At 58.3% G+C, this 16,952-nt stretch carries 16 protein-coding genes; 14 read left to right on the top strand and 2 right to left on the bottom strand.

The features are described 5' to 3' along the window. The first annotated feature begins 91 nt into the window (after positions 1-91). The 14 genes from AC1RKC_RS08615 (at position 92) to AC1RKC_RS08550 (ending at position 15,771) form a co-directional block, all read left to right on the top strand. A complete protein-coding gene (locus AC1RKC_RS08615) occupies positions 92-3,868 on the top strand; it encodes a nitrate reductase subunit alpha (RefSeq protein ID WP_261135476.1) in 3,777 nt (1,258 codons plus the stop codon). Beyond that, entirely contained in the window at positions 3,865-5,409 is a 1,545-nt protein-coding gene (narH, locus tag AC1RKC_RS08610; protein WP_046373295.1) for a nitrate reductase subunit beta, read from the top strand. The genes AC1RKC_RS08615 and narH overlap by 4 nt, the downstream gene beginning before the upstream one ends. Further along, positions 5,406-6,143, top strand: a complete 738-nt coding sequence (gene narJ, locus AC1RKC_RS08605; protein ID WP_115058616.1) for a nitrate reductase molybdenum cofactor assembly chaperone — start codon at positions 5,406-5,408, stop codon at positions 6,141-6,143. Before narH ends, narJ begins: the two co-directional genes overlap by 4 nt. Positions 6,144-6,145: 2 nt before the next feature. Continuing rightward, positions 6,146-6,823 carry a respiratory nitrate reductase subunit gamma gene (gene narI, locus AC1RKC_RS08600; protein ID WP_044551986.1) on the top strand — a complete coding sequence of 226 codons (678 nt, stop codon included), beginning with the start codon at positions 6,146-6,148 and terminating at the stop codon, positions 6,821-6,823. Positions 6,824-7,145: 322 nt separating this feature from the next. Next, positions 7,146-8,153 carry a 3-oxoacyl-[acyl-carrier-protein] synthase III C-terminal domain-containing protein gene (locus tag AC1RKC_RS08595; RefSeq protein WP_020827434.1) on the top strand — a complete coding sequence of 336 codons (1,008 nt, stop codon included), beginning with the start codon at positions 7,146-7,148 and terminating at the stop codon, positions 8,151-8,153. Continuing rightward, positions 8,150-9,166 carry an NAD-dependent epimerase/dehydratase family protein gene (locus AC1RKC_RS08590; RefSeq protein WP_404779991.1) on the top strand — a complete coding sequence of 339 codons (1,017 nt, stop codon included), beginning with the start codon at positions 8,150-8,152 and terminating at the stop codon, positions 9,164-9,166. Before AC1RKC_RS08595 ends, AC1RKC_RS08590 begins: the two co-directional genes overlap by 4 nt. Next, entirely contained in the window at positions 9,159-9,965 is an 807-nt protein-coding gene (locus tag AC1RKC_RS08585) for an MBL fold metallo-hydrolase (RefSeq protein ID WP_401658859.1), read from the top strand. Before AC1RKC_RS08590 ends, AC1RKC_RS08585 begins: the two co-directional genes overlap by 8 nt. Continuing rightward, the gene (locus AC1RKC_RS08580; RefSeq protein WP_493092355.1) at positions 9,962-11,248 is read left to right on the top strand and encodes a F390 synthetase-related protein; all 1,287 of its coding nucleotides are present in this window, start codon (positions 9,962-9,964) and stop codon (positions 11,246-11,248) included. Before AC1RKC_RS08585 ends, AC1RKC_RS08580 begins: the two co-directional genes overlap by 4 nt. After that, positions 11,245-11,862 carry a phosphatase PAP2 family protein gene (locus AC1RKC_RS08575; protein WP_020827430.1) on the top strand — a complete coding sequence of 206 codons (618 nt, stop codon included), beginning with the start codon at positions 11,245-11,247 and terminating at the stop codon, positions 11,860-11,862. Before AC1RKC_RS08580 ends, AC1RKC_RS08575 begins: the two co-directional genes overlap by 4 nt. Beyond that, a complete protein-coding gene (locus AC1RKC_RS08570) occupies positions 11,859-12,977 on the top strand; it encodes a sterol desaturase family protein (RefSeq protein WP_493092356.1) in 1,119 nt (372 codons plus the stop codon). Before AC1RKC_RS08575 ends, AC1RKC_RS08570 begins: the two co-directional genes overlap by 4 nt. Further along, positions 12,970-14,061, top strand: a complete 1,092-nt coding sequence (locus AC1RKC_RS08565; RefSeq protein ID WP_149572776.1) for a fatty acid desaturase family protein — start codon at positions 12,970-12,972, stop codon at positions 14,059-14,061. Before AC1RKC_RS08570 ends, AC1RKC_RS08565 begins: the two co-directional genes overlap by 8 nt. Positions 14,062-14,063: 2 nt before the next feature. Beyond that, complete coding sequence (locus AC1RKC_RS08560) at positions 14,064-15,158, top strand: fatty acid desaturase family protein (RefSeq protein WP_493092438.1); 1,095 nt, start codon at positions 14,064-14,066, stop codon at positions 15,156-15,158. Positions 15,159-15,283: 125 nt separating this feature from the next. Beyond that, positions 15,284-15,508 carry a hypothetical protein gene (locus tag AC1RKC_RS08555; protein ID WP_020827426.1) on the top strand — a complete coding sequence of 75 codons (225 nt, stop codon included), beginning with the start codon at positions 15,284-15,286 and terminating at the stop codon, positions 15,506-15,508. Further along, entirely contained in the window at positions 15,505-15,771 is a 267-nt protein-coding gene (locus AC1RKC_RS08550; RefSeq protein ID WP_116690288.1) for a hypothetical protein, read from the top strand. Before AC1RKC_RS08555 ends, AC1RKC_RS08550 begins: the two co-directional genes overlap by 4 nt. 8 nt (positions 15,772-15,779) lie before the next feature. Here AC1RKC_RS08550 and AC1RKC_RS08545 read toward each other — a convergent pair whose 3' ends face one another. Both AC1RKC_RS08545 and cydB read right to left on the bottom strand, forming a co-directional pair. After that, positions 15,780-15,929, bottom strand: a complete 150-nt coding sequence (locus tag AC1RKC_RS08545) for a DUF2474 domain-containing protein (RefSeq protein WP_071844604.1) — start codon at positions 15,927-15,929, stop codon at positions 15,780-15,782. 14 nt (positions 15,930-15,943) lie between these two features. Continuing rightward, positions 15,944-16,951 carry a cytochrome d ubiquinol oxidase subunit II gene (gene cydB / locus AC1RKC_RS08540; RefSeq protein WP_020827423.1) on the bottom strand — a complete coding sequence of 336 codons (1,008 nt, stop codon included), beginning with the start codon at positions 16,949-16,951 and terminating at the stop codon, positions 15,944-15,946. Position 16,952: the final 1 nt, after the last annotated feature.

Below are 16,952 nucleotides of genomic sequence, written 5' to 3'. Positions count from 1 at the left end.
GTAAGCGCCTGGAGATGAGCGAACTGGCCGCCTGCTGCGACTTGAAATCCATAGGGTAAAAAATATTAAAAAGCCCTCAGGAGAATTCCGGATGAGCAAGTTTCTAGACCGATTCCGCTATTTTAAGCAGTTGGCGGAACCCTTTTCTGGCGATCATGGCCAGACGTTGAACACCAACCGCGACTGGGAAGACGGCTACCGTAGCCGTTGGCAGCATGACAAGATTGTGCGCTCCACCCATGGGGTCAACTGCACCGGCTCCTGCAGCTGGAAAATTTATGTGAAAAACGGCCTGGTCACCTGGGAAACCCAGCAGACCGATTACCCACGTACCCGTCCCGATCTGCCAAACCATGAACCGCGCGGTTGCCCACGTGGCGCCAGCTATTCCTGGTATCTGTACAGCGCTAACCGCCTGAAATACCCGTTGATGCGCAAACGCCTGATCAAACTGTGGCGCGAAGCCAAGGCGTTGCACAGCGATCCCGTCGATGCCTGGGGCTCGATCGTCAGCGATCCTGAAAAAGCCAAAAGCTACAAAGTGGCGCGTGGGCGCGGCGGTTTTGTGCGTTCCAGCTGGCAGGAGGTTAACGAGCTGATCGCCGCTTCCAACGTCTACACCGCCAAAACCTTCGGTCCGGATCGCATCATCGGCTTCTCGCCAATCCCGGCAATGTCGATGGTGTCTTACGCCGCCGGCGCCCGTTATCTGTCGCTGATTGGCGGCACCTGCCTGAGCTTCTACGACTGGTATTGTGACTTGCCGCCGGCCTCGCCAATGACCTGGGGCGAACAGACCGACGTGCCGGAATCCGCCGACTGGTATAACTCTTCCTACATTATCGCCTGGGGTTCCAACGTGCCTCAGACGCGCACCCCGGACGCGCACTTCTTCACTGAAGTCCGTTACAAAGGCACCAAGACCGTGGCGGTCACGCCGGACTACGCCGAAGTCGCCAAGCTGTGCGACCAGTGGCTGAATCCGAAGCAGGGCACCGACAGCGCGATGGCGCTGGCGATGGGCCACGTGATGCTGAAAGAGTTCCACCTGGATCGTGAGGTGGGTTATTTCCGCGATTACGTGCGTCGTTATACCGACATGCCGATGCTGGTCATATTGGAGCTGCGCGAAGAAGGGCATTACGCCGCCGGTCGTCTGCTGCGCGCCGCCGATTTGGTTGACGGCCTGGGGGAAGAAAATAACCCTGAATGGAAAACCGTCGCCATAGATCAACGCAGCGGCGAGCTGGTTGCTCCGCAGGGGTCGATCGGTTTCCGCTGGGGCGAACAGGGCAAATGGAACCTGGAACAACGCGCCGGGCAGGACCAGCAGGAAGTTGAATTGCAACTCAGCCTGCTGGGCGCGCATGACGACGTGGCCGAGGTGGGTTTCCCTTACTTTGGCGGCATCAAAAGCGGCGCTGCCGAGGGCGGGAACTTCAACAGCGTGGCGCTGGACGAGATCCTGCTGCACAAACTGCCGGTCAAACGCCTGCGCCTGGCGGACGGCAGTGAAGCGCTGGTGACCAGCGTGTATGATTTGACCCTGGCCAACTACGGCCTCGAGCGCGGCCTGAACGACGCCAACTGTGCCACCGGCTACGACGATATCAAAGCCTATACCCCGGCCTGGGCGGAGCAAATCACCGGCGTTTCCCGCCACAACATCATCCGCATTGCGCGCGAATTTGCCGACAACGCCGAAAAAACCCATGGTCGCTCGATGATTATCGTCGGTGCCGGTGTCAACCACTGGTACCACATGGACATGACCTACCGTGGGCTGATCAACATGTTGATCTTCTGCGGCTGCGTCGGCCAGAGCGGTGGCGGCTGGGCGCACTACGTCGGCCAGGAAAAGCTGCGGCCGCAGACCGGCTGGCTGCCGCTGGCGTTTGGCCTCGACTGGCAACGTCCGCCGCGTCATATGAACAGCACCTCGTTCTTCTACAACCATTCCAGCCAGTGGCGCTACGAAACCGTAGGTACCGAAGAGCTGTTGTCGCCGATGGCGGACAAATCACGCTTTGGCGGTAGCCTGATCGATCTCAATGTGCGTGCCGAGCGCATGGGCTGGTTGCCGTCCGCACCACAGCTGGGCACTAACCCGCTACATCTGGCAGCGCAGGCGCAAGCCGCTGGACAATCGCCGGTGGATTACACCGTCGACGCCTTGAAAAAAGGGACGTTGGGCTTTGCCGCCGAGCAGCCGGACAACCCGCAGAACTTTCCGCGTAACCTGTTCGTCTGGCGCTCCAACCTGCTGGGTTCCTCCGGCAAGGGCCATGAGTACATGCTCAAATACCTGTTGGGCACCGAAAACGGCATTCAGGGCAAGGATTTGGGCCAGCAGGGCGGTGCCAAACCGCAGGAAGTGGAATGGCTGGAAAACGGCGGCGAAGGCAAGCTGGATCTGGTGGTGACCCTCGATTTCCGCATGTCCAGCACCTGCCTCTACTCCGACATCGTGCTGCCGACCGCTACCTGGTACGAAAAAGACGACATGAATACCTCGGATATGCATCCGTTTATTCACCCGCTGTCGGCGGCAGTCGATCCGGCATGGGACTCGAAGAGCGACTGGGAAATCTACAAGGGCATCGCCAAAGCCTTCTCCGAAGTCTGTGTCGGGCATTTGGGGCAGGAAACCGACGTGGTGACGCTGCCGATCCAGCATGACTCTGCCGCAGAGCTGGCGCAGCCTTACGGCGTCAAAGACTGGAAAAAAGGCGAATGTGACCTGATCCCGGGCAAAACCGCGCCGCATATTATGGCGGTAGAACGCGATTATCCGGCCACCTATGAGCGTTTCACTTCGCTGGGGCCGCTGCTGGATAAGCTGGGCAACGGCGGTAAAGGCATCGGCTGGAACACCCAGGACGAAGTCGACTTCCTGAAAAAACTCAACTACGTGAAAACCGCCGGCCCGGCAGTGGGCAGGCCGAAGATTGAAAGCGCTATCGATGCGGCCGAAGTGATCCTGGCGTTAGCGCCGGAAACCAACGGGCAGGTGGCGGTCAAGGCGTGGGACGCGCTGGGTAAAATGACCGGTCGCGATCACCGCCACCTGGCGCTGAACAAGGAAGACGAAAAAATTCGCTTCCGTGATATTCAGGCCCAGCCGCGCAAAATCATTTCCAGCCCTACCTGGTCAGGGTTGGAAGACGAACATGTGTCGTATAACGCCTGTTATACCAACGTGCATGAGCTGATCCCATGGCGCACCATCAGCGGCCGCCAGCAGCTGTATCAGGACCACGAGTGGATGCGCGCCTTTGGCGAGAGTTTGCTGGTGTACCGTCCGCCGATCGATACTCGCGCCGCGCAGCCGTTGCTGAACCAGAAGCCGAACGGCAACAAGGAGAAGGCGTTGAACTTCCTGACGCCGCACCAAAAGTGGGGCATCCACTCCACCTACAGCGACAACCTGTTGATGCTGACCCTGTCGCGCGGCGGGCCGATTGTCTGGATGAGTGAAGACGATGCCAAAGAGCTGGGCATTGAGGACAACGACTGGATCGAGGCCTTTAACGCCAACGGCGCACTGACCGCACGGGCGGTGGTCAGCCAGCGTATTCCGGCAGGCATGACCATGATGTACCACGCGCAGGAACGTATCGTGAATATCCCCGGTTCGGAAATCACCAGCCAGCGCGGTGGTATTCACAACTCGGTGACCCGCGTCTGCCCGAAACCGACCCATATGATCGGCGGCTACGCGCAGCTGGCCTACGGTTTCAACTATTACGGCACCGTCGGCTCCAACCGCGACGAGTTTGTGGTGGTACGCAAAATGAACCGCATCGATTGGTTAGACGGTGAAGGCAACGACGACTCGCAGGGCTGCCAGCAGGAGAAAGCAAAATGAAAATTCGTTCACAAGTCGGCATGGTGCTGAACCTGGACAAATGCATCGGTTGCCATACCTGTTCGGTGACCTGCAAGAACGTCTGGACCAGCCGCGAGGGTATGGAGTACGCCTGGTTCAATAACGTTGAAAGCAAACCCGGCGTCGGTTACCCGCACGCCTGGGAAGATCAGGAAAAATGGAAGGGCGGTTGGATCCGTAAAATCAACGGCAGGCTGGAACCGCGCATGGGCAGCCGCGTCGGCCTGCTGTCGAAGATTTTCGCCAACCCGGACGTACCGGCGCTGGACGACTATTACGAGCCTTTCGACTACGACTATCAGAACCTGCATACCGCGCCGCAGGGGAAACATCAGCCGATCGCCCGTCCGCGCTCGCTGATCACCGGCCAGCGCATGAAGAAGATTGAAAGCGGCCCGAACTGGGAAGAGATCCTCGGCGGTGAATTCGAAAAACGCTCGCAGGACAAAAACTTCGACAATATGCAGAAGGCGATGTACGGCCAGTTCGAAAACACCTTCATGATGTATTTGCCGCGCCTGTGCGAACACTGCCTTAACCCGGCCTGTGTCGCTACTTGCCCAAGCGGTGCCATCTACAAGCGTGGCGAAGACGGTATTGTGCTGATCGATCAGGATAAATGCCGCGGCTGGCGCATGTGCCTGACCGGCTGTCCGTACAAGAAAATCTATTTCAACTGGAAGAGCGGCAAGTCCGAGAAGTGTATCTTCTGCTACCCGCGTATCGAATCCGGCCAGCCGACGGTGTGTTCGGAAACCTGCGTTGGCCGTATTCGCTATCTTGGCGTGTTGCTGTATGACGCCGACCGCATTGAGCAGGCCGCCGCCGCCGAAAACGAACAAGACCTCTATCAGCGCCAGTTGGATATCTTCCTGGATCCGCACGACCCGGCGGTGATTGCCCAGGCGTTGCAGGATGGCATTCCACAAGGGGTTATCGAGGCCGCACAGCAGTCGCCGGTGTATAAAATGGCGATGGACTGGAAGTTGGCACTGCCGCTGCACCCGGAATACCGCACGCTGCCGATGGTGTGGTACGTGCCACCATTGTCACCGATCCAATCCGCCGCCGATGCCGGTGAGCTGGCACACAACGGCGTATTGCCGGACGTGGAGAGCCTGCGTATTCCGGTGCAATATCTGGCCAACCTGCTGACTGCCGGGGATACCGCGCCGGTGCTGTTGGCGCTTAAACGCATGCTGGCGATGCGCCACTACAAACGGGCGGAAACCGTTGACGGCGTGCTGGACACCAGTGCCCTGGAGCAGGTGGGGTTGAGCGAAGCGCAGGCGCAGGAGATGTACCGTTATCTGGCGATCGCCAACTATGAAGATCGCTTTGTCATCCCGTCCAGCCACCGTGAACTGGCGCGTGAGGCTTTCCCGGAAAGCAAAGGCTGCGGCTTCAGCTTTGGTGACGGCTGCCACGGCAGCGACGGTAAATTCAACCTGTTCAACAGCCGCCGTATTGACGCCATCGATGTGACGCAAAAAACCGCCCGTCAGGAGGATGCCTCATGATCAGCCTGAAAGTGATTGCCCGCCTGCTGGATTATCCGGAGCAGGCGTTATTTGACCATCAGCAGGCGCTGGTAGAGGCACTGGAGCCGGCCAGCGAACTGGATTTGCACCACAGCGCGCAGTTGATCTTGTTTATTCGTCGATTTTGCGCTCGCCCGTTGTTGGACGTGCAGGCCGAATACTGCGAACTGTTTGACCGTGGTCGCGCCACCTCGCTGCTGCTGTTTGAGCACGTGCATGGTGAATCGCGCGATCGCGGCCAGGCGATGGTCGATTTGATGGCGCAATACCGTGAAGCGGGCCTGGAGATCGACAGTCGTGAACTGCCGGACTTTTTGCCGCTGTATCTGGAATACCTGGCCAGCCGCAGCCCAGCGGAGGCGCGCGGTGGCTTGCAGGACATCGCGCCGATCCTGGCGCTGCTGGGAGCCCGGTTGCAGCAGAGGGAAAGCCCGTACGCGCTGTTGTTTGACCTGTTGCTGACGCTGTCCGGTACCGAGGTGAAAAGCGCCAGCCTGGAAAGCCAGGTGGCGGGAGAAGCCAGGGACGACACGCCGCAGGCGCTGGACGCGGTCTGGGAAGAGGAGCAGATACGATTCACTTCCCAGGGCGGTCCCGGTGAGCAAGGCTGCGCTTCGGCACAGCAAACGGCACATCAGCGGCGTTTTGCCGGCGCGGTGGCGCCACAGTACCTGGACCTGACGGATGCGCTAACCGGAACCAAAGGACGCTAATCATGCAATTTTTAAATCAATTCTTCTTCGATATTTACCCCTATCTGGCGGGAGCGATTTTCCTGATAGGTAGCTGGTTACGCTACGATTACGGGCAGTACAGCTGGCGTGCCGGCTCCAGCCAAATGCTGGATAAAAAGGGCATGCGGTTGGCTTCCAACCTGTTCCATATCGGTATTTTGGGTATTTTCGCCGGGCACTTCCTCGGCATGCTGACGCCGCACTGGATGTATGAAGCCTTCCTGCCGATCGACGTGAAACAGAAACTGGCGATGATCGCCGGCGGTGCCTGCGGCGTGATGACGCTGGTTGGCGGGGCGCTGTTGCTGAAACGCCGCCTGACCAACCCACGAGTGCGGGCCACCAGCAGCTTTGCCGACATCATGATCCTGACGCTGTTGGTGGTGCAGGTGTGTCTGGGGCTGCTGACCATTCCGTTCTCCGCCCAGCATATGGACGGCAGCGAGATGATGAAGCTGGTGGCTTGGGCGCAGGCAGTGGTGACTTTCCACGCCGGGGCGTCACAGCATTTGGCCGGCGTTGCGTTGATCTTCAAATTGCATATGGTGCTGGGCATGACGCTGTTCGTGCTGTTCCCGTTCTGCCGTCTGGTGCATATCTGGAGCGTGCCGGTGGAATACCTGACCCGTCGCTACCAATTGGTGCGTAACCGCCGTTAATTCCTCGCCTACATAGCGGCAATGCCTGCCAGGTGTTGCCGCTTTTCTGCTTCTCCGTTGTTTTCCACCTATTCTTAATTCATCTCCCCTGAGTGAGTTCCTGTAGATCTCCGTTCGACCTTGCTCTAGGCTGTGGCCGGATAAACAGACGTGATTTATCGGCTCAGTTAAATGAACGGAATCAATCAGTAAGAATGCCACTTAGGTTTTTCTTTATACTGATGTCAAACAAGGGTGTGGCTGTGGATAGCGGGGTTTGAATCATTAACCGCGCTTGAGAGTCGGCCAACGGAATAATGGACACACAGGCTGAACAACGATAATGACCCTAAATAGCCTTTCCCAAAGCTTATTGCCTCTTAAAATTATTGCGACCGGCGCGGCGTTGCCGCCGCAGTGCGTCGAATCCTCGGCGCTGGATCGTCGCTTGAACAAGTCGGCCGGTTACGTAGAAAAACGTTCGGGCATTATTCATCGTTTCCATGCCGACAATGATGCCAGCCAGGCTGAACTGGCCGTTGCCGCGCTGGACGATGCTCTTGCCCGCCATGCGATCCCGCGAGATTCCATCGATCTGCTGATCTCTGCCTCGGCCATCGCGGTGCAGGCATTGCCTTTCAGCGCCGCCCATATTCTTAAACTGGCACGACTGCGGCCGGGTATTGCGGGCTTTGATATCAACACCAGCTGCGTGAGCTTTATTTCCGCATTGCAGGTGGCGGCGGGGTTACTCAATACGGGCGTTTATCGGCGTATTGCCATTGTCTCTGCCGATATTGCTTCGCGCGGTATCGACTGGGAAGACGAAGAGTCTTCATTGATCTTCGGTGATGGCGCGGCCTGTGCCATTGTCGAACGCGGTGACGGGCGTAGCGGTATTTTGTCCTACCTGATGGAAACCCACCCGGAAGGCAGCGATCTGTGTGAAATCAGGGCTGGGGGGACGCGCTGTAATCCGCGTGCCGGCATGAACGACAGTGACTTTCTGTTCCATATGAAGGGCAAGCAGCTGTTCCGCCAGGCGTCGGCGCTGATCGAAAGCTTCCTTGGCCGCTTGTTGTCGGCTGCGGGGCTAAACCTGGCGCAAATCGCCACCGTGGTACCGCATCAGGCCAGCCATCTCTCTTTGGAACATATGCGCAAGCGGCTGCACGTTTCCCCGCAGGCCCTGGTGGATATCTATCGTTATCGGGGCAATCAGGTGGCGGCTTCGATCCCTTCGACCCTGCACCAAGCGGCGATCACCGGCAGGCTGCACGCCGGACGTCCGGTGATGCTGATCGGCACCGCCGCCGGTTTAACGCTGGGCGGCATGGTACTGCTGCCATGAGAGTGTTGATCACCGGAGCGACCAGCGGGCTGGGGCGCAACGCCGCCGAGTGGCTGCTGGCCGCCGGGCATCAGGTGCATGCCACCGGGCGGGACGTTGCCGTTGGACGGCAGTTGGCGGCACGGGGCGCCAAGTTTACCGCGCTGGATCTGACCCTCGCCGACGACGGGCAGTGTGAGCAGTTAATGGCGGGCTACGATATTGTCTGGCACTGCGCCGCAAAATCTTCTCCCTGGGGGAGCCGCCAGGCATTTTATCAAGCCAATACCCGCGTGACGGAAAAACTGGCCCATGCCGCCGGACGTTGCGCAGTGCAGCGGTTCATTCATATTTCGACGCCGGCGGTTTATTTCGATTTCAGCCATCGTCACAACGTGACCGAAGCGGATGTTTCCCCACGCTTTGCCAATCACTATGCCGCCAGTAAGTTTGCTGCCGAGCAACGTATTGCGGCGCTGCTGCCTGATTATCCGCAAACCACCTACCTGATCTTGCGCCCTCGCGGCCTGTTCGGCCCCCATGACCGGGTGATTGTGCCCAGGATACTGGCGCAGCTGCAGGGCGATAAAGGCCTGTTGCGTTTGCCGGGCGGCGGTTCGGCTTATCTGGACCTTACCTTTGTGCTCAACGTGGTGCATGCGATGGATCTCGCCAGCCGTCAACCAGGTTTGCCGTCCGGCAGCATTTTCAATATCACCAACCAACAGCCGCAGCGGCTGGCCGATATGTTGCACCAGTTGCTCAACCGGCAGCTGGGCTGGCAATACGCCGTCAAAGCGGTGCCTTATTCCTTATTGTCGGGCGTTGCGGCGGGGATGGAGCTGTTGGCGCACGTCACCCGCAAAGAACCGATGCTGACCCGCTATAGCGTTGCGGCAGCCTATTTCGACATGACGCTGGATAACACCCAGGCGATAGAGGTGCTGGGTTACCGGCCGCGCTACAGCCTGGAGCAGGGGATCGAACTGACGGCGCAGTGGTTAAAGCAACAGGGGATGAGCGCAGATGGCTAATATCACGACCTTTGAAATCGGTTATTGCACTCATCTGGGCTGCATGGCGCTGCGCGGTTCGGCGATGCGCACCTGTAAATTTCCTTCCCGGGCCTATCTGCTGGAAGTCGGCGAGCGCCGCTGGCTGTGGGATACCGGTTATGCCAGCCATTTTGAACATTACACCGCCAGCGGCATTTTTCGGCTTTATCGCCAGGTGACGCCGGTTTATTTCAGTCCGCAGCAGGCACTGTTGGAACAGTTGCGCAGTCTGGGGCTGAACACTGGCGATATCGAGGCGGTGATCATTTCGCACTTTCATGCGGACCACATTGCCGGTCTGCGAGACTTCAGCAGCCTGAAGATGATGTGCTCCGGCGAAGGGTGGCAGCAAACCCGAGAGCTGCGCGGTTTTGCCGCGTTGAAAAGGGCGTTTGTGCCAGGATTGATCCCGGAAGGTTTTGAATCTGCGCTGCAGTTCGTCGAGGGATTTCCGCAGCAAAGCCTGCCTGCCGCATTGGCCCCCTTCCAACAGGGCTATGTGCTGCCGGGCAGCGGTGGAGAAATTGTTATCGTGCCGCTGCCGGGGCACGCCGCCGGGCACCTTGGGGCCTTTGTCCTGACCGATGCCGGTTGGACGCTGCTGGCCAGCGATGCCGCCTGGTCGCCGCTGAACTATCAGCAACTGCGTGGCCCTTCGCGGTTGGCTAACCTGATCATGGACAATCCGCGCAGCTATTACGACACCCTGGGCGCGCTCAACCAGCTCTATCTTGGCGGCGCTGCGGAGATCCGCCTGTGTCATGAGGGGGATTTATGATCCCGCTGATGACGCTATGGCACTACCTGCGCGCACGGCGACTGCGCTTTACCCAACGGGCGGTGCTGGAGGCCTATCAGGCGCGCCAGCTGAAGCGGTTTGCCCAGCGCGTATTGGCGAACAGTCCCTATTTTCAGCCCTATAGTTCATTGCCTCTGACCGCGTGGCCAACGATGGACAAGGCGGTGATGATGGCCAATTTCGATCGGATGAACACCGCCGGTCTGCGATTGGAGGCGCTTTTGGCCTGTGCCCGGCGCAGCGAAAGCGATCGCGATTTCAGCCCTAAAGTGGGCAACTACAGCGTCGGTTTATCTACCGGTACCTCTGGGCGGCGCGGCGTGTTCGTCGTCAGCCCGCAGGAGCAGCAGATTTGGGCCGGGGGCATGCTGGCAAAAATGTTGCCGCAGGGGGTGTTTGCCGGGGAGAAGGTCGCGCTGTTCCTACGGGCCGACAACAACCTGTACCACAGCGTCAATAACCGTTGGCTGAGCCTGTCGTTTTACGATCTGTTCGCTCCCTTTGCCGAACATTTGCCGCAGATTGAACGTGAACAGCCGACGATTATCGTGGCCCCGGCCCAGGTATTGTGCGCCCTGGCTGATGCCGTTGAAGGCGGCGAACTCAAGCTCAGCGTCAAAAAAGTGATTTCAGTGGCCGAAGTGCTGGAACCGCAGGATCGCCAGCGCCTGCAGCGGGTGTTTGCGCAGATGGGAGAAGTGTATCAAGCCACCGAAGGTTTTTTGGCCGCGACCTGCAGCCACGGCACTTTGCATCTGAACGAAGAGTTTATTCATGTCGAACCGCAGTGGATCGACGAGCGGCGTTTTACCCCGTTGATTACCGATTTTACCCGCCGTACCCAACCGATAGTGCGTTATCGGCTGGACGATATTCTGGTGATGAGCGAACAGCCCTGTCCCTGCGGGCTGGCGACCATGGCATTGGATCGTATCGAAGGGCGCTGCGATGACCAACTGCTGTTACCGGCCAGGCAGGGCACAATGCAGCGGGTCTTCGCCGACCTGTGTCGCCGCGTGATAGCCAATGCGTTGCCAGAGGTGGCGGATTATCGGCTGACGCAACGGGGCGACAGCGAGCTGCATCTGATGGCCGATTGCAGCCCGGAGGCGTTGGCGAATTGCCAACGGCAATTGATCGCGCTGTTCGAACAGCAAGGTATTGCCACGGAGCAACTGGCGTGGCGCCTGCAAACGCAGGCGATCATGCCGCAGTTTGATGCCAAGCGTCGCCGCATTGTTCGCATGCCGGAGGCCGGATGAAACTCGTTGTTTATCGCTTATGGCAGATGCTGCTGGGGTGGGGATTTGTCGGGGTCATCTACCATGGTAGCGATCGCTGGCAAGGTGCCGGCCACCTGCTGACGCCAGGTTGGGTCGACCGAGCGATCCCGTTCAGCCCGCACGCCATCTGGCTGTATCTGTCGTTTTTCCTGATTATCCCGCTGTGCTATCTGCTTTGCCCGTTAAACCGGCTAAAATGGCTCAGAAGTACCATGCAGCTTAGCGCCTTGCTGGCGGGAGCCATTTATCTGCTGTGGCCGACGACGATGAACTACCCGATCGTTCCGTCCGATTCGGTGAGCGGCGATTTACTGGCGAGGTTGATCAGCGTCGATTCGTCGCAAAACTGCCTGCCTTCACTGCATATCGCCCTGACGGTGTTGGCGGTGTGGGCGGCGGCGGAAAGCCGCAAAAAACTGCGCAGCGCGTTGCTGATCGTCTGGGGGCTGGCGATTGCCTTTTCTATCTTGCAACTGCGTCGGCACCTGTTTGTGGATTTGCTCAGTGGGGCGGCGTTGGCATGGGGCGTGGGCTACGTCTGCCAGCGAGTTCAAGGGATTGGCTGGGGCGTACGGCAGGGGGAAGAGTCATGATCGATCTGGTGATACCTATCGTGTTTATGCTGTTGGTGGTGCTGGGGGAAGCCCTGTGGCTACAGTGGCGGCGCAAGGGCAGCGTGGATTGGCATGACGTGATTTTCAACCTCAACTCCGGGCATATCATGCTGTGGCTGTTTCGCGGTTTGGAGATAGCCTGCTACGGCTACGTGGTCACGCATTTTAATCAAGGCTGGCTGGGCGGTTGGCCGCCGGTGCTGATGTGGCTGTTTGCGATACTGGCCTGGGATTTCGGCTTTTACTGGCTGCACCGGTTACACCACCGTTTTCGCCTGCTGTGGGCGGTGCATGTGGTGCATCACCAGGGCGAGCATTTCAATCTGTCGCTGGGCGTGCGCAACTCGTGGTATTCGTCACTGACCTCGATCCCGTTCTTTATGCTGTTGGCATTGGCGGGCGTGCCGCTGTCGGTGTTCATCACCGTTTCTATCCTGCATTACAGCATTCAGCTGTTTAACCATAATTCGGTAACCCCCAAACTCGGCTTTCTGGAGCACATCCTGGTGACACCGGCGCATCATCGGGTGCACCACGTTAAAGATTTGGCCTATTCCAACCGGAATTTTGGCGGCAGCTTTATCTTCTGGGACAAGCTGTTTGGCACCTTTTGCCCGGCGCTGCCAACGGAGCCCTTTACCTATGGCGTGCGTGGCGACAAATCTTCCGCCAACCCGTTTTGGGCCAGTAACCTGCCGTTTATGCGCTACTTCAAGCTGCCTTTCCAGCCTTCGAGCAAGGGCGGGCATTTCCGCTGTTCCCCCGGCTGCCTGGTAAGCGGGGCGATGCTGCTGTTCGCTCTGGTGTTGGGTTATGTTTATCGTTTTGGTTACGGGTATGGCGGGGTGACCGGCGAGCAGGCGGCGTTGTTTGTGCTGTTGGCGGCCGGGGCGATAGCCTTGGGTGGGATGGCTGAAGGTCGCCGCTGGGGCGTAGGCGTTTGGCTGTTGGTGACGTTGGCATTCCCCCTGTGGTTATTGAGTGTGCCCGATGGGCAGTCTGCTCTCTGGTGGGGCGTAGCCGGTGCCATGGTGTTGCACGGTTGCGCTGTCGCGGTCGGTTGGGGACGCCAAAAGGAGGCCGCATATGGCTGATTTGCCGCCGCTGAGTTTCCCCGCTGCGGGGGAACAGGCGTTTCATCGGGAATTGAAACGACGGGCGCATGCTTATCTGAGCGCTCGCGACGATCACCGGTTTGCCGATGCGGCCCGTTGGGCCAAGGCCACGATTTTGTTGCTGCTTTGCGTTGGCTTCTACCTGCTCAGTTTGGTGCAGCACCAGGCTCTGGCCTTTATGCTGAGTTACTTCGCTTTTGTCATGATGGGCATGTTGCTGAACGTCAACGTCAATCACGATGCTTCGCACAACGCCTTCGCCCGCACGCCGTGGGTCAATCGTCTGGCCGGGCGGCTGGTGACTTTGCCGCTGGGCGTCGATCCGGATTACTGGCGAACCCGGCACGTCAGCTATCACCATGTGTATGCCAACGTCGAACATTACGATCTGGATACGGAAGAGAACGGCTTTTTCCGCCAAACCCCGTTCCAACGTTGGCGGGCTTATATGCGCTATCAACATCTTTACTGGCCGCTGATTGCCGCGCTGTCGTTGCCGTACATTGCGCTGGTGTTCGATTGGTCGGATCGCTTGGGCAAAACACCGTTGGCGACCAAGGACGTATTGCCGGGGCGTAAGGGCTGGGCAATGTTCATTGCCGGGAAATTGTGTCACCTGTTGCTGGTGCTGGTGATCCCGCTGGTGGTGGCACAACAAAATGGCATCGGCTGGCAAACGGTACTGATTGCCTATTTGATTAGCCAAATGCTGGCCTCGTTACTGGTGGTTTTTTTGCTGTTGGGCACGCACTGGGCGCAAGCCGAATTTTATGCGGTGCCGGCAGGCAGCCAGATGCCGCAGGGCTGGTATCGGCATAACTTCGCCACCGCCTGCGACTGGGAAACTTCGCCGAAGAGCTTGCACCATCTGACCGGCGGGCTGAATTATCACCTTACTCACCATCTGTTCCCCGGCTGGAATCATCGCCATTATCCGGCGCTGGCTGCCATATTGGCTGAGACGGCGGCGCGACACGGCATGGATTATCGCTGTATCGGTTATCGTGAATTGTTGCGACAGCAGCAACGTTTTTTACGTGCTATGGGGCAGCCACCACAATGAAAATGCCGGATACCACACCGCTGCCGCCTTTGGCGTTCCAGCGAGAGGCGAGTGAGATCCATCAGGAGCTGATGCGGGCTAGCCAGGCCTACCTGGCGACGCGCGGCGATCACCGTTTTGCCGACGGCAGAATGTTCGCTAAGCTGTTGGCGCTAATACTGCTGTGCGCCGGTTTTTACGTGCTGAGCCTGCAGCAGCAACATTTCTGGGCCTATTTCGGCTGTTACGTCGGCTTTATTTTTTCCGCCATGATGCTAACGGTGAATGTAGTACACGACGCCTCGCATAATGCCGTTTTCAAACGCGCACGGTTAAATCACTGGCTTAACTTCTTTGTCAGTATGCCCCTGGGGCTGGATGCCGACTGCTGGCGAGTGCGGCATGTCATTTTCCACCACGCCTATAACAACATTGAAGGTTACGATCCGGACATTGAACCCAACGGGGTGTTGCGCCAAACGCCGTTCCAGCACCGCAAGGCGTTTATGCGCCTTCAGCCTTACTATTGGCCGATCGTCGCGGCGCTGACTTTCCCTTATTACATCTGGTTGTTCGACTGGTTGGATCGCGCCGGTAAAACCCGCATGACGCCAAAGATGATGTTCCAGGGCCGGAAGGGATGGGGGATTTTCCTGTTGGGCAAGCTGGCGCATTTTACCCTGGCGCTGGCCGTTCCGCTGTGGCTCACGCCGCCGACGATCGGCGTCGGCACGGTGTTACTGACCTATCTGCTCAGCCAGATGCTGTCGTCGCTGGTGTTTGTGATGCTGATTGTCGGCACCCACTGGGCCAAAGCCAACTTTTATCAGGCCCCCGAACAGGGAAGGTTGGCGCACGGTTGGTATCAGCACGTTTTTGCCACCACCTTTGACTGGCAAGCTTCACCGGCGTGGCTGGGGTATTGGCTTGGCGGGGCTAACCTGCACCTGACGCACCACCTGTTTCCCCATTGGAATCACCGGCACTACCCGGCATTGAGTCGTATCATTGAAGAGGTTGCCCCGCGTTTTGGCATTGATTATCGGATCCTTGAACTGAGGGAGCTGCTGCGGTTACAGCAACGTTTTCTCAGCGCTATGGGGCGAAAGCCCAGCTGATCGTGGCTAAACGCAAGTCTTGCAACATATTGAATTTGCGAGACGTTACGCAGTTCACTAATTGAACAGTCCGTGCGGCTCACGTAAACTCTATCTCACTGACAGTCAGCCACAGGAGGTGGAGTATGCGCAGTTTGCCGATCCGTTTATCCAATAAGATTGATGACGATCTGAATGATATAGCCCGGCGCCATGGGATGGAGAAAACCGAGGTGATCAAGATGGCCTTTGCGTTGATAGCCATAGCCGATAAGCACTGGATGAAACAGAACGGAACCTCCCTTGGCATCGTGAGAGAGAATGGCAAAGAGCTGGAGGCCGTGGGGCGAGTCGTGGGGATCTTCCCATGAGCACCGAAAACGCAAACTTGCACGATGAGGCCGCAAAGGGGTACCTGAAGGAGATATTGGTCTTCGATGAAATGGAACGTTTGCGCTTGGCGCGTCAGGTGCTGTGCGGGATCTTCGTGATAAGCGTGGGCGTTTTTACCGCCCACGCTTATTGGGATCAAAGCGAGCCTATCAGGCAAGTGTTCGAGCTGTTGAAAATTGGTGCGCTACCCTTGGTAACGCTGGTTATTTCCTTCTACTTCCCCAATACTTCGGCCAGATAGCGCTCAACTTATTCCGATTTCATGCCCGCGGCGGTCATCAGCAGGCGGAACATCGAGGCGACCAGGAACAGCCCCAGTACGCTGGCGCTCCAGATAATCACCAGCCAGCCAACGCGCTTCCACCAGGGGGCCGGAGCGGATGCGGTTTTATTTTGCATAATGTCTTCCCTCATCAGTGGTAACCCTGTTCATGGCTGACCTTGCCGCGGAACACGTAGTAGCTCCAGAAGGTGTAGACCAAGATAATCGGGATAATAAACAGCGCGCCGACCAGCATAAAGCCCAGGCTTTGCGGTGGGGCTGCGGCGTCCCACAGGGTGATGGACGGTGGGATCAACAGCGGCCAGATGCTGATGCCCAAGCCGCTCAGGCCGAGGAACACCAGCAGCAGGGTCAGCAAGAAGGGCGAATAGTGCGCCGCGTTTTTCACGCCGCGCTGGATGCCCCAGGCGCTGAGCAACACCAATACCGGTACCGGCAGCAGCCAGAACAGGTTTGGCAGCGTAAACCAGCGGCTGGCGATCTCGGGATGGGCAATCGGCGTCCAGATACTGACCACCGCCAACACCAGCAGCAAAGTGATCAGCAGCGGCGTTGCCAACCGATACATGCGTGCCTGCAGATCCCCGGCGGTTTTCATCACCAGCCAGGTACAGCCCAGCAGTGCATAGGTCACCACCAGCCCCAACCCGCAAAACAGCGCGAACGGCGTCAGCCAGTCTAGAGCACCACCGGCATAGCTACGGCCGTTGACCGGGAAGCCGTTGATGATGGCACCCACCACCACCCCCTGACTGAAGGTGGCGAAGAGAGAGCCCCAGATAAACGCCTTATCCCAGATATGCCGCTTTTCTTCCTTGGCCTTGAAGCGGAATTCAAAGGCCACGCCGCGGAAAATCAACCCGAACAGCATCAAGGTGAGCGGGATGGCCAGCGCATCGAGGATCACCGCGTAGGCCAACGGGAAGGCGCCAAACAGCGCCGCACCGCCCAGTACCAGCCAGGTTTCGTTGCCGTCCCACACCGGTGCGACGGTGTTCATCATCACATCGCGGTCACCGCTGTCCTTGACCCAGGGGAACAGGATGCCGATACCCAAATCAAAGCCGTCCATTACCACGTACATCATGGTGCTGAACACGATGATCACAAACCAAATCAACGGAAGATCAATGCCCATG

The sequence above is a fragment of the Serratia sp. GW822-FHT06E05 genome, assembly GCF_058799445.1.
This window is presented reverse-complemented; position numbering and strand designations above follow the sequence as displayed.

What these genes read in the sequence shown, in the direction of transcription:
- AC1RKC_RS08615 (WP_261135476.1), top strand. Translation starts at nt 92, where the DNA reads ATGAGCAAGTTTCTAGACCGATTCCGCTATTTTAAGCAGTTGGCGGAA.
- narH (WP_046373295.1), top strand. Translation starts at nt 3,865, where the DNA reads ATGAAAATTCGTTCACAAGTCGGCATGGTGCTGAACCTGGACAAATGC.
- narJ (WP_115058616.1), top strand. Translation starts at nt 5,406, where the DNA reads ATGATCAGCCTGAAAGTGATTGCCCGCCTGCTGGATTATCCGGAGCAG.
- narI (WP_044551986.1), top strand. Translation starts at nt 6,146, where the DNA reads ATGCAATTTTTAAATCAATTCTTCTTCGATATTTACCCCTATCTGGCG.
- AC1RKC_RS08595 (WP_020827434.1), top strand. Translation starts at nt 7,146, where the DNA reads ATGACCCTAAATAGCCTTTCCCAAAGCTTATTGCCTCTTAAAATTATT.
- AC1RKC_RS08590 (WP_404779991.1), top strand. Translation starts at nt 8,150, where the DNA reads ATGAGAGTGTTGATCACCGGAGCGACCAGCGGGCTGGGGCGCAACGCC.
- AC1RKC_RS08585 (WP_401658859.1), top strand. Translation starts at nt 9,159, where the DNA reads ATGGCTAATATCACGACCTTTGAAATCGGTTATTGCACTCATCTGGGC.
- AC1RKC_RS08580 (WP_493092355.1), top strand. Translation starts at nt 9,962, where the DNA reads ATGATCCCGCTGATGACGCTATGGCACTACCTGCGCGCACGGCGACTG.
- AC1RKC_RS08575 (WP_020827430.1), top strand. Translation starts at nt 11,245, where the DNA reads ATGAAACTCGTTGTTTATCGCTTATGGCAGATGCTGCTGGGGTGGGGA.
- AC1RKC_RS08570 (WP_493092356.1), top strand. Translation starts at nt 11,859, where the DNA reads ATGATCGATCTGGTGATACCTATCGTGTTTATGCTGTTGGTGGTGCTG.
- AC1RKC_RS08565 (WP_149572776.1), top strand. Translation starts at nt 12,970, where the DNA reads ATGGCTGATTTGCCGCCGCTGAGTTTCCCCGCTGCGGGGGAACAGGCG.
- AC1RKC_RS08560 (WP_493092438.1), top strand. Translation starts at nt 14,064, where the DNA reads ATGCCGGATACCACACCGCTGCCGCCTTTGGCGTTCCAGCGAGAGGCG.
- AC1RKC_RS08555 (WP_020827426.1), top strand. Translation starts at nt 15,284, where the DNA reads ATGCGCAGTTTGCCGATCCGTTTATCCAATAAGATTGATGACGATCTG.
- AC1RKC_RS08550 (WP_116690288.1), top strand. Translation starts at nt 15,505, where the DNA reads ATGAGCACCGAAAACGCAAACTTGCACGATGAGGCCGCAAAGGGGTAC.
- AC1RKC_RS08545 (WP_071844604.1), bottom strand. Translation starts at nt 15,929, where the DNA reads ATGCAAAATAAAACCGCATCCGCTCCGGCCCCCTGGTGGAAGCGCGTT.
- cydB (WP_020827423.1), bottom strand. Translation starts at nt 16,951, where the DNA reads ATGGGCATTGATCTTCCGTTGATTTGGTTTGTGATCATCGTGTTCAGC.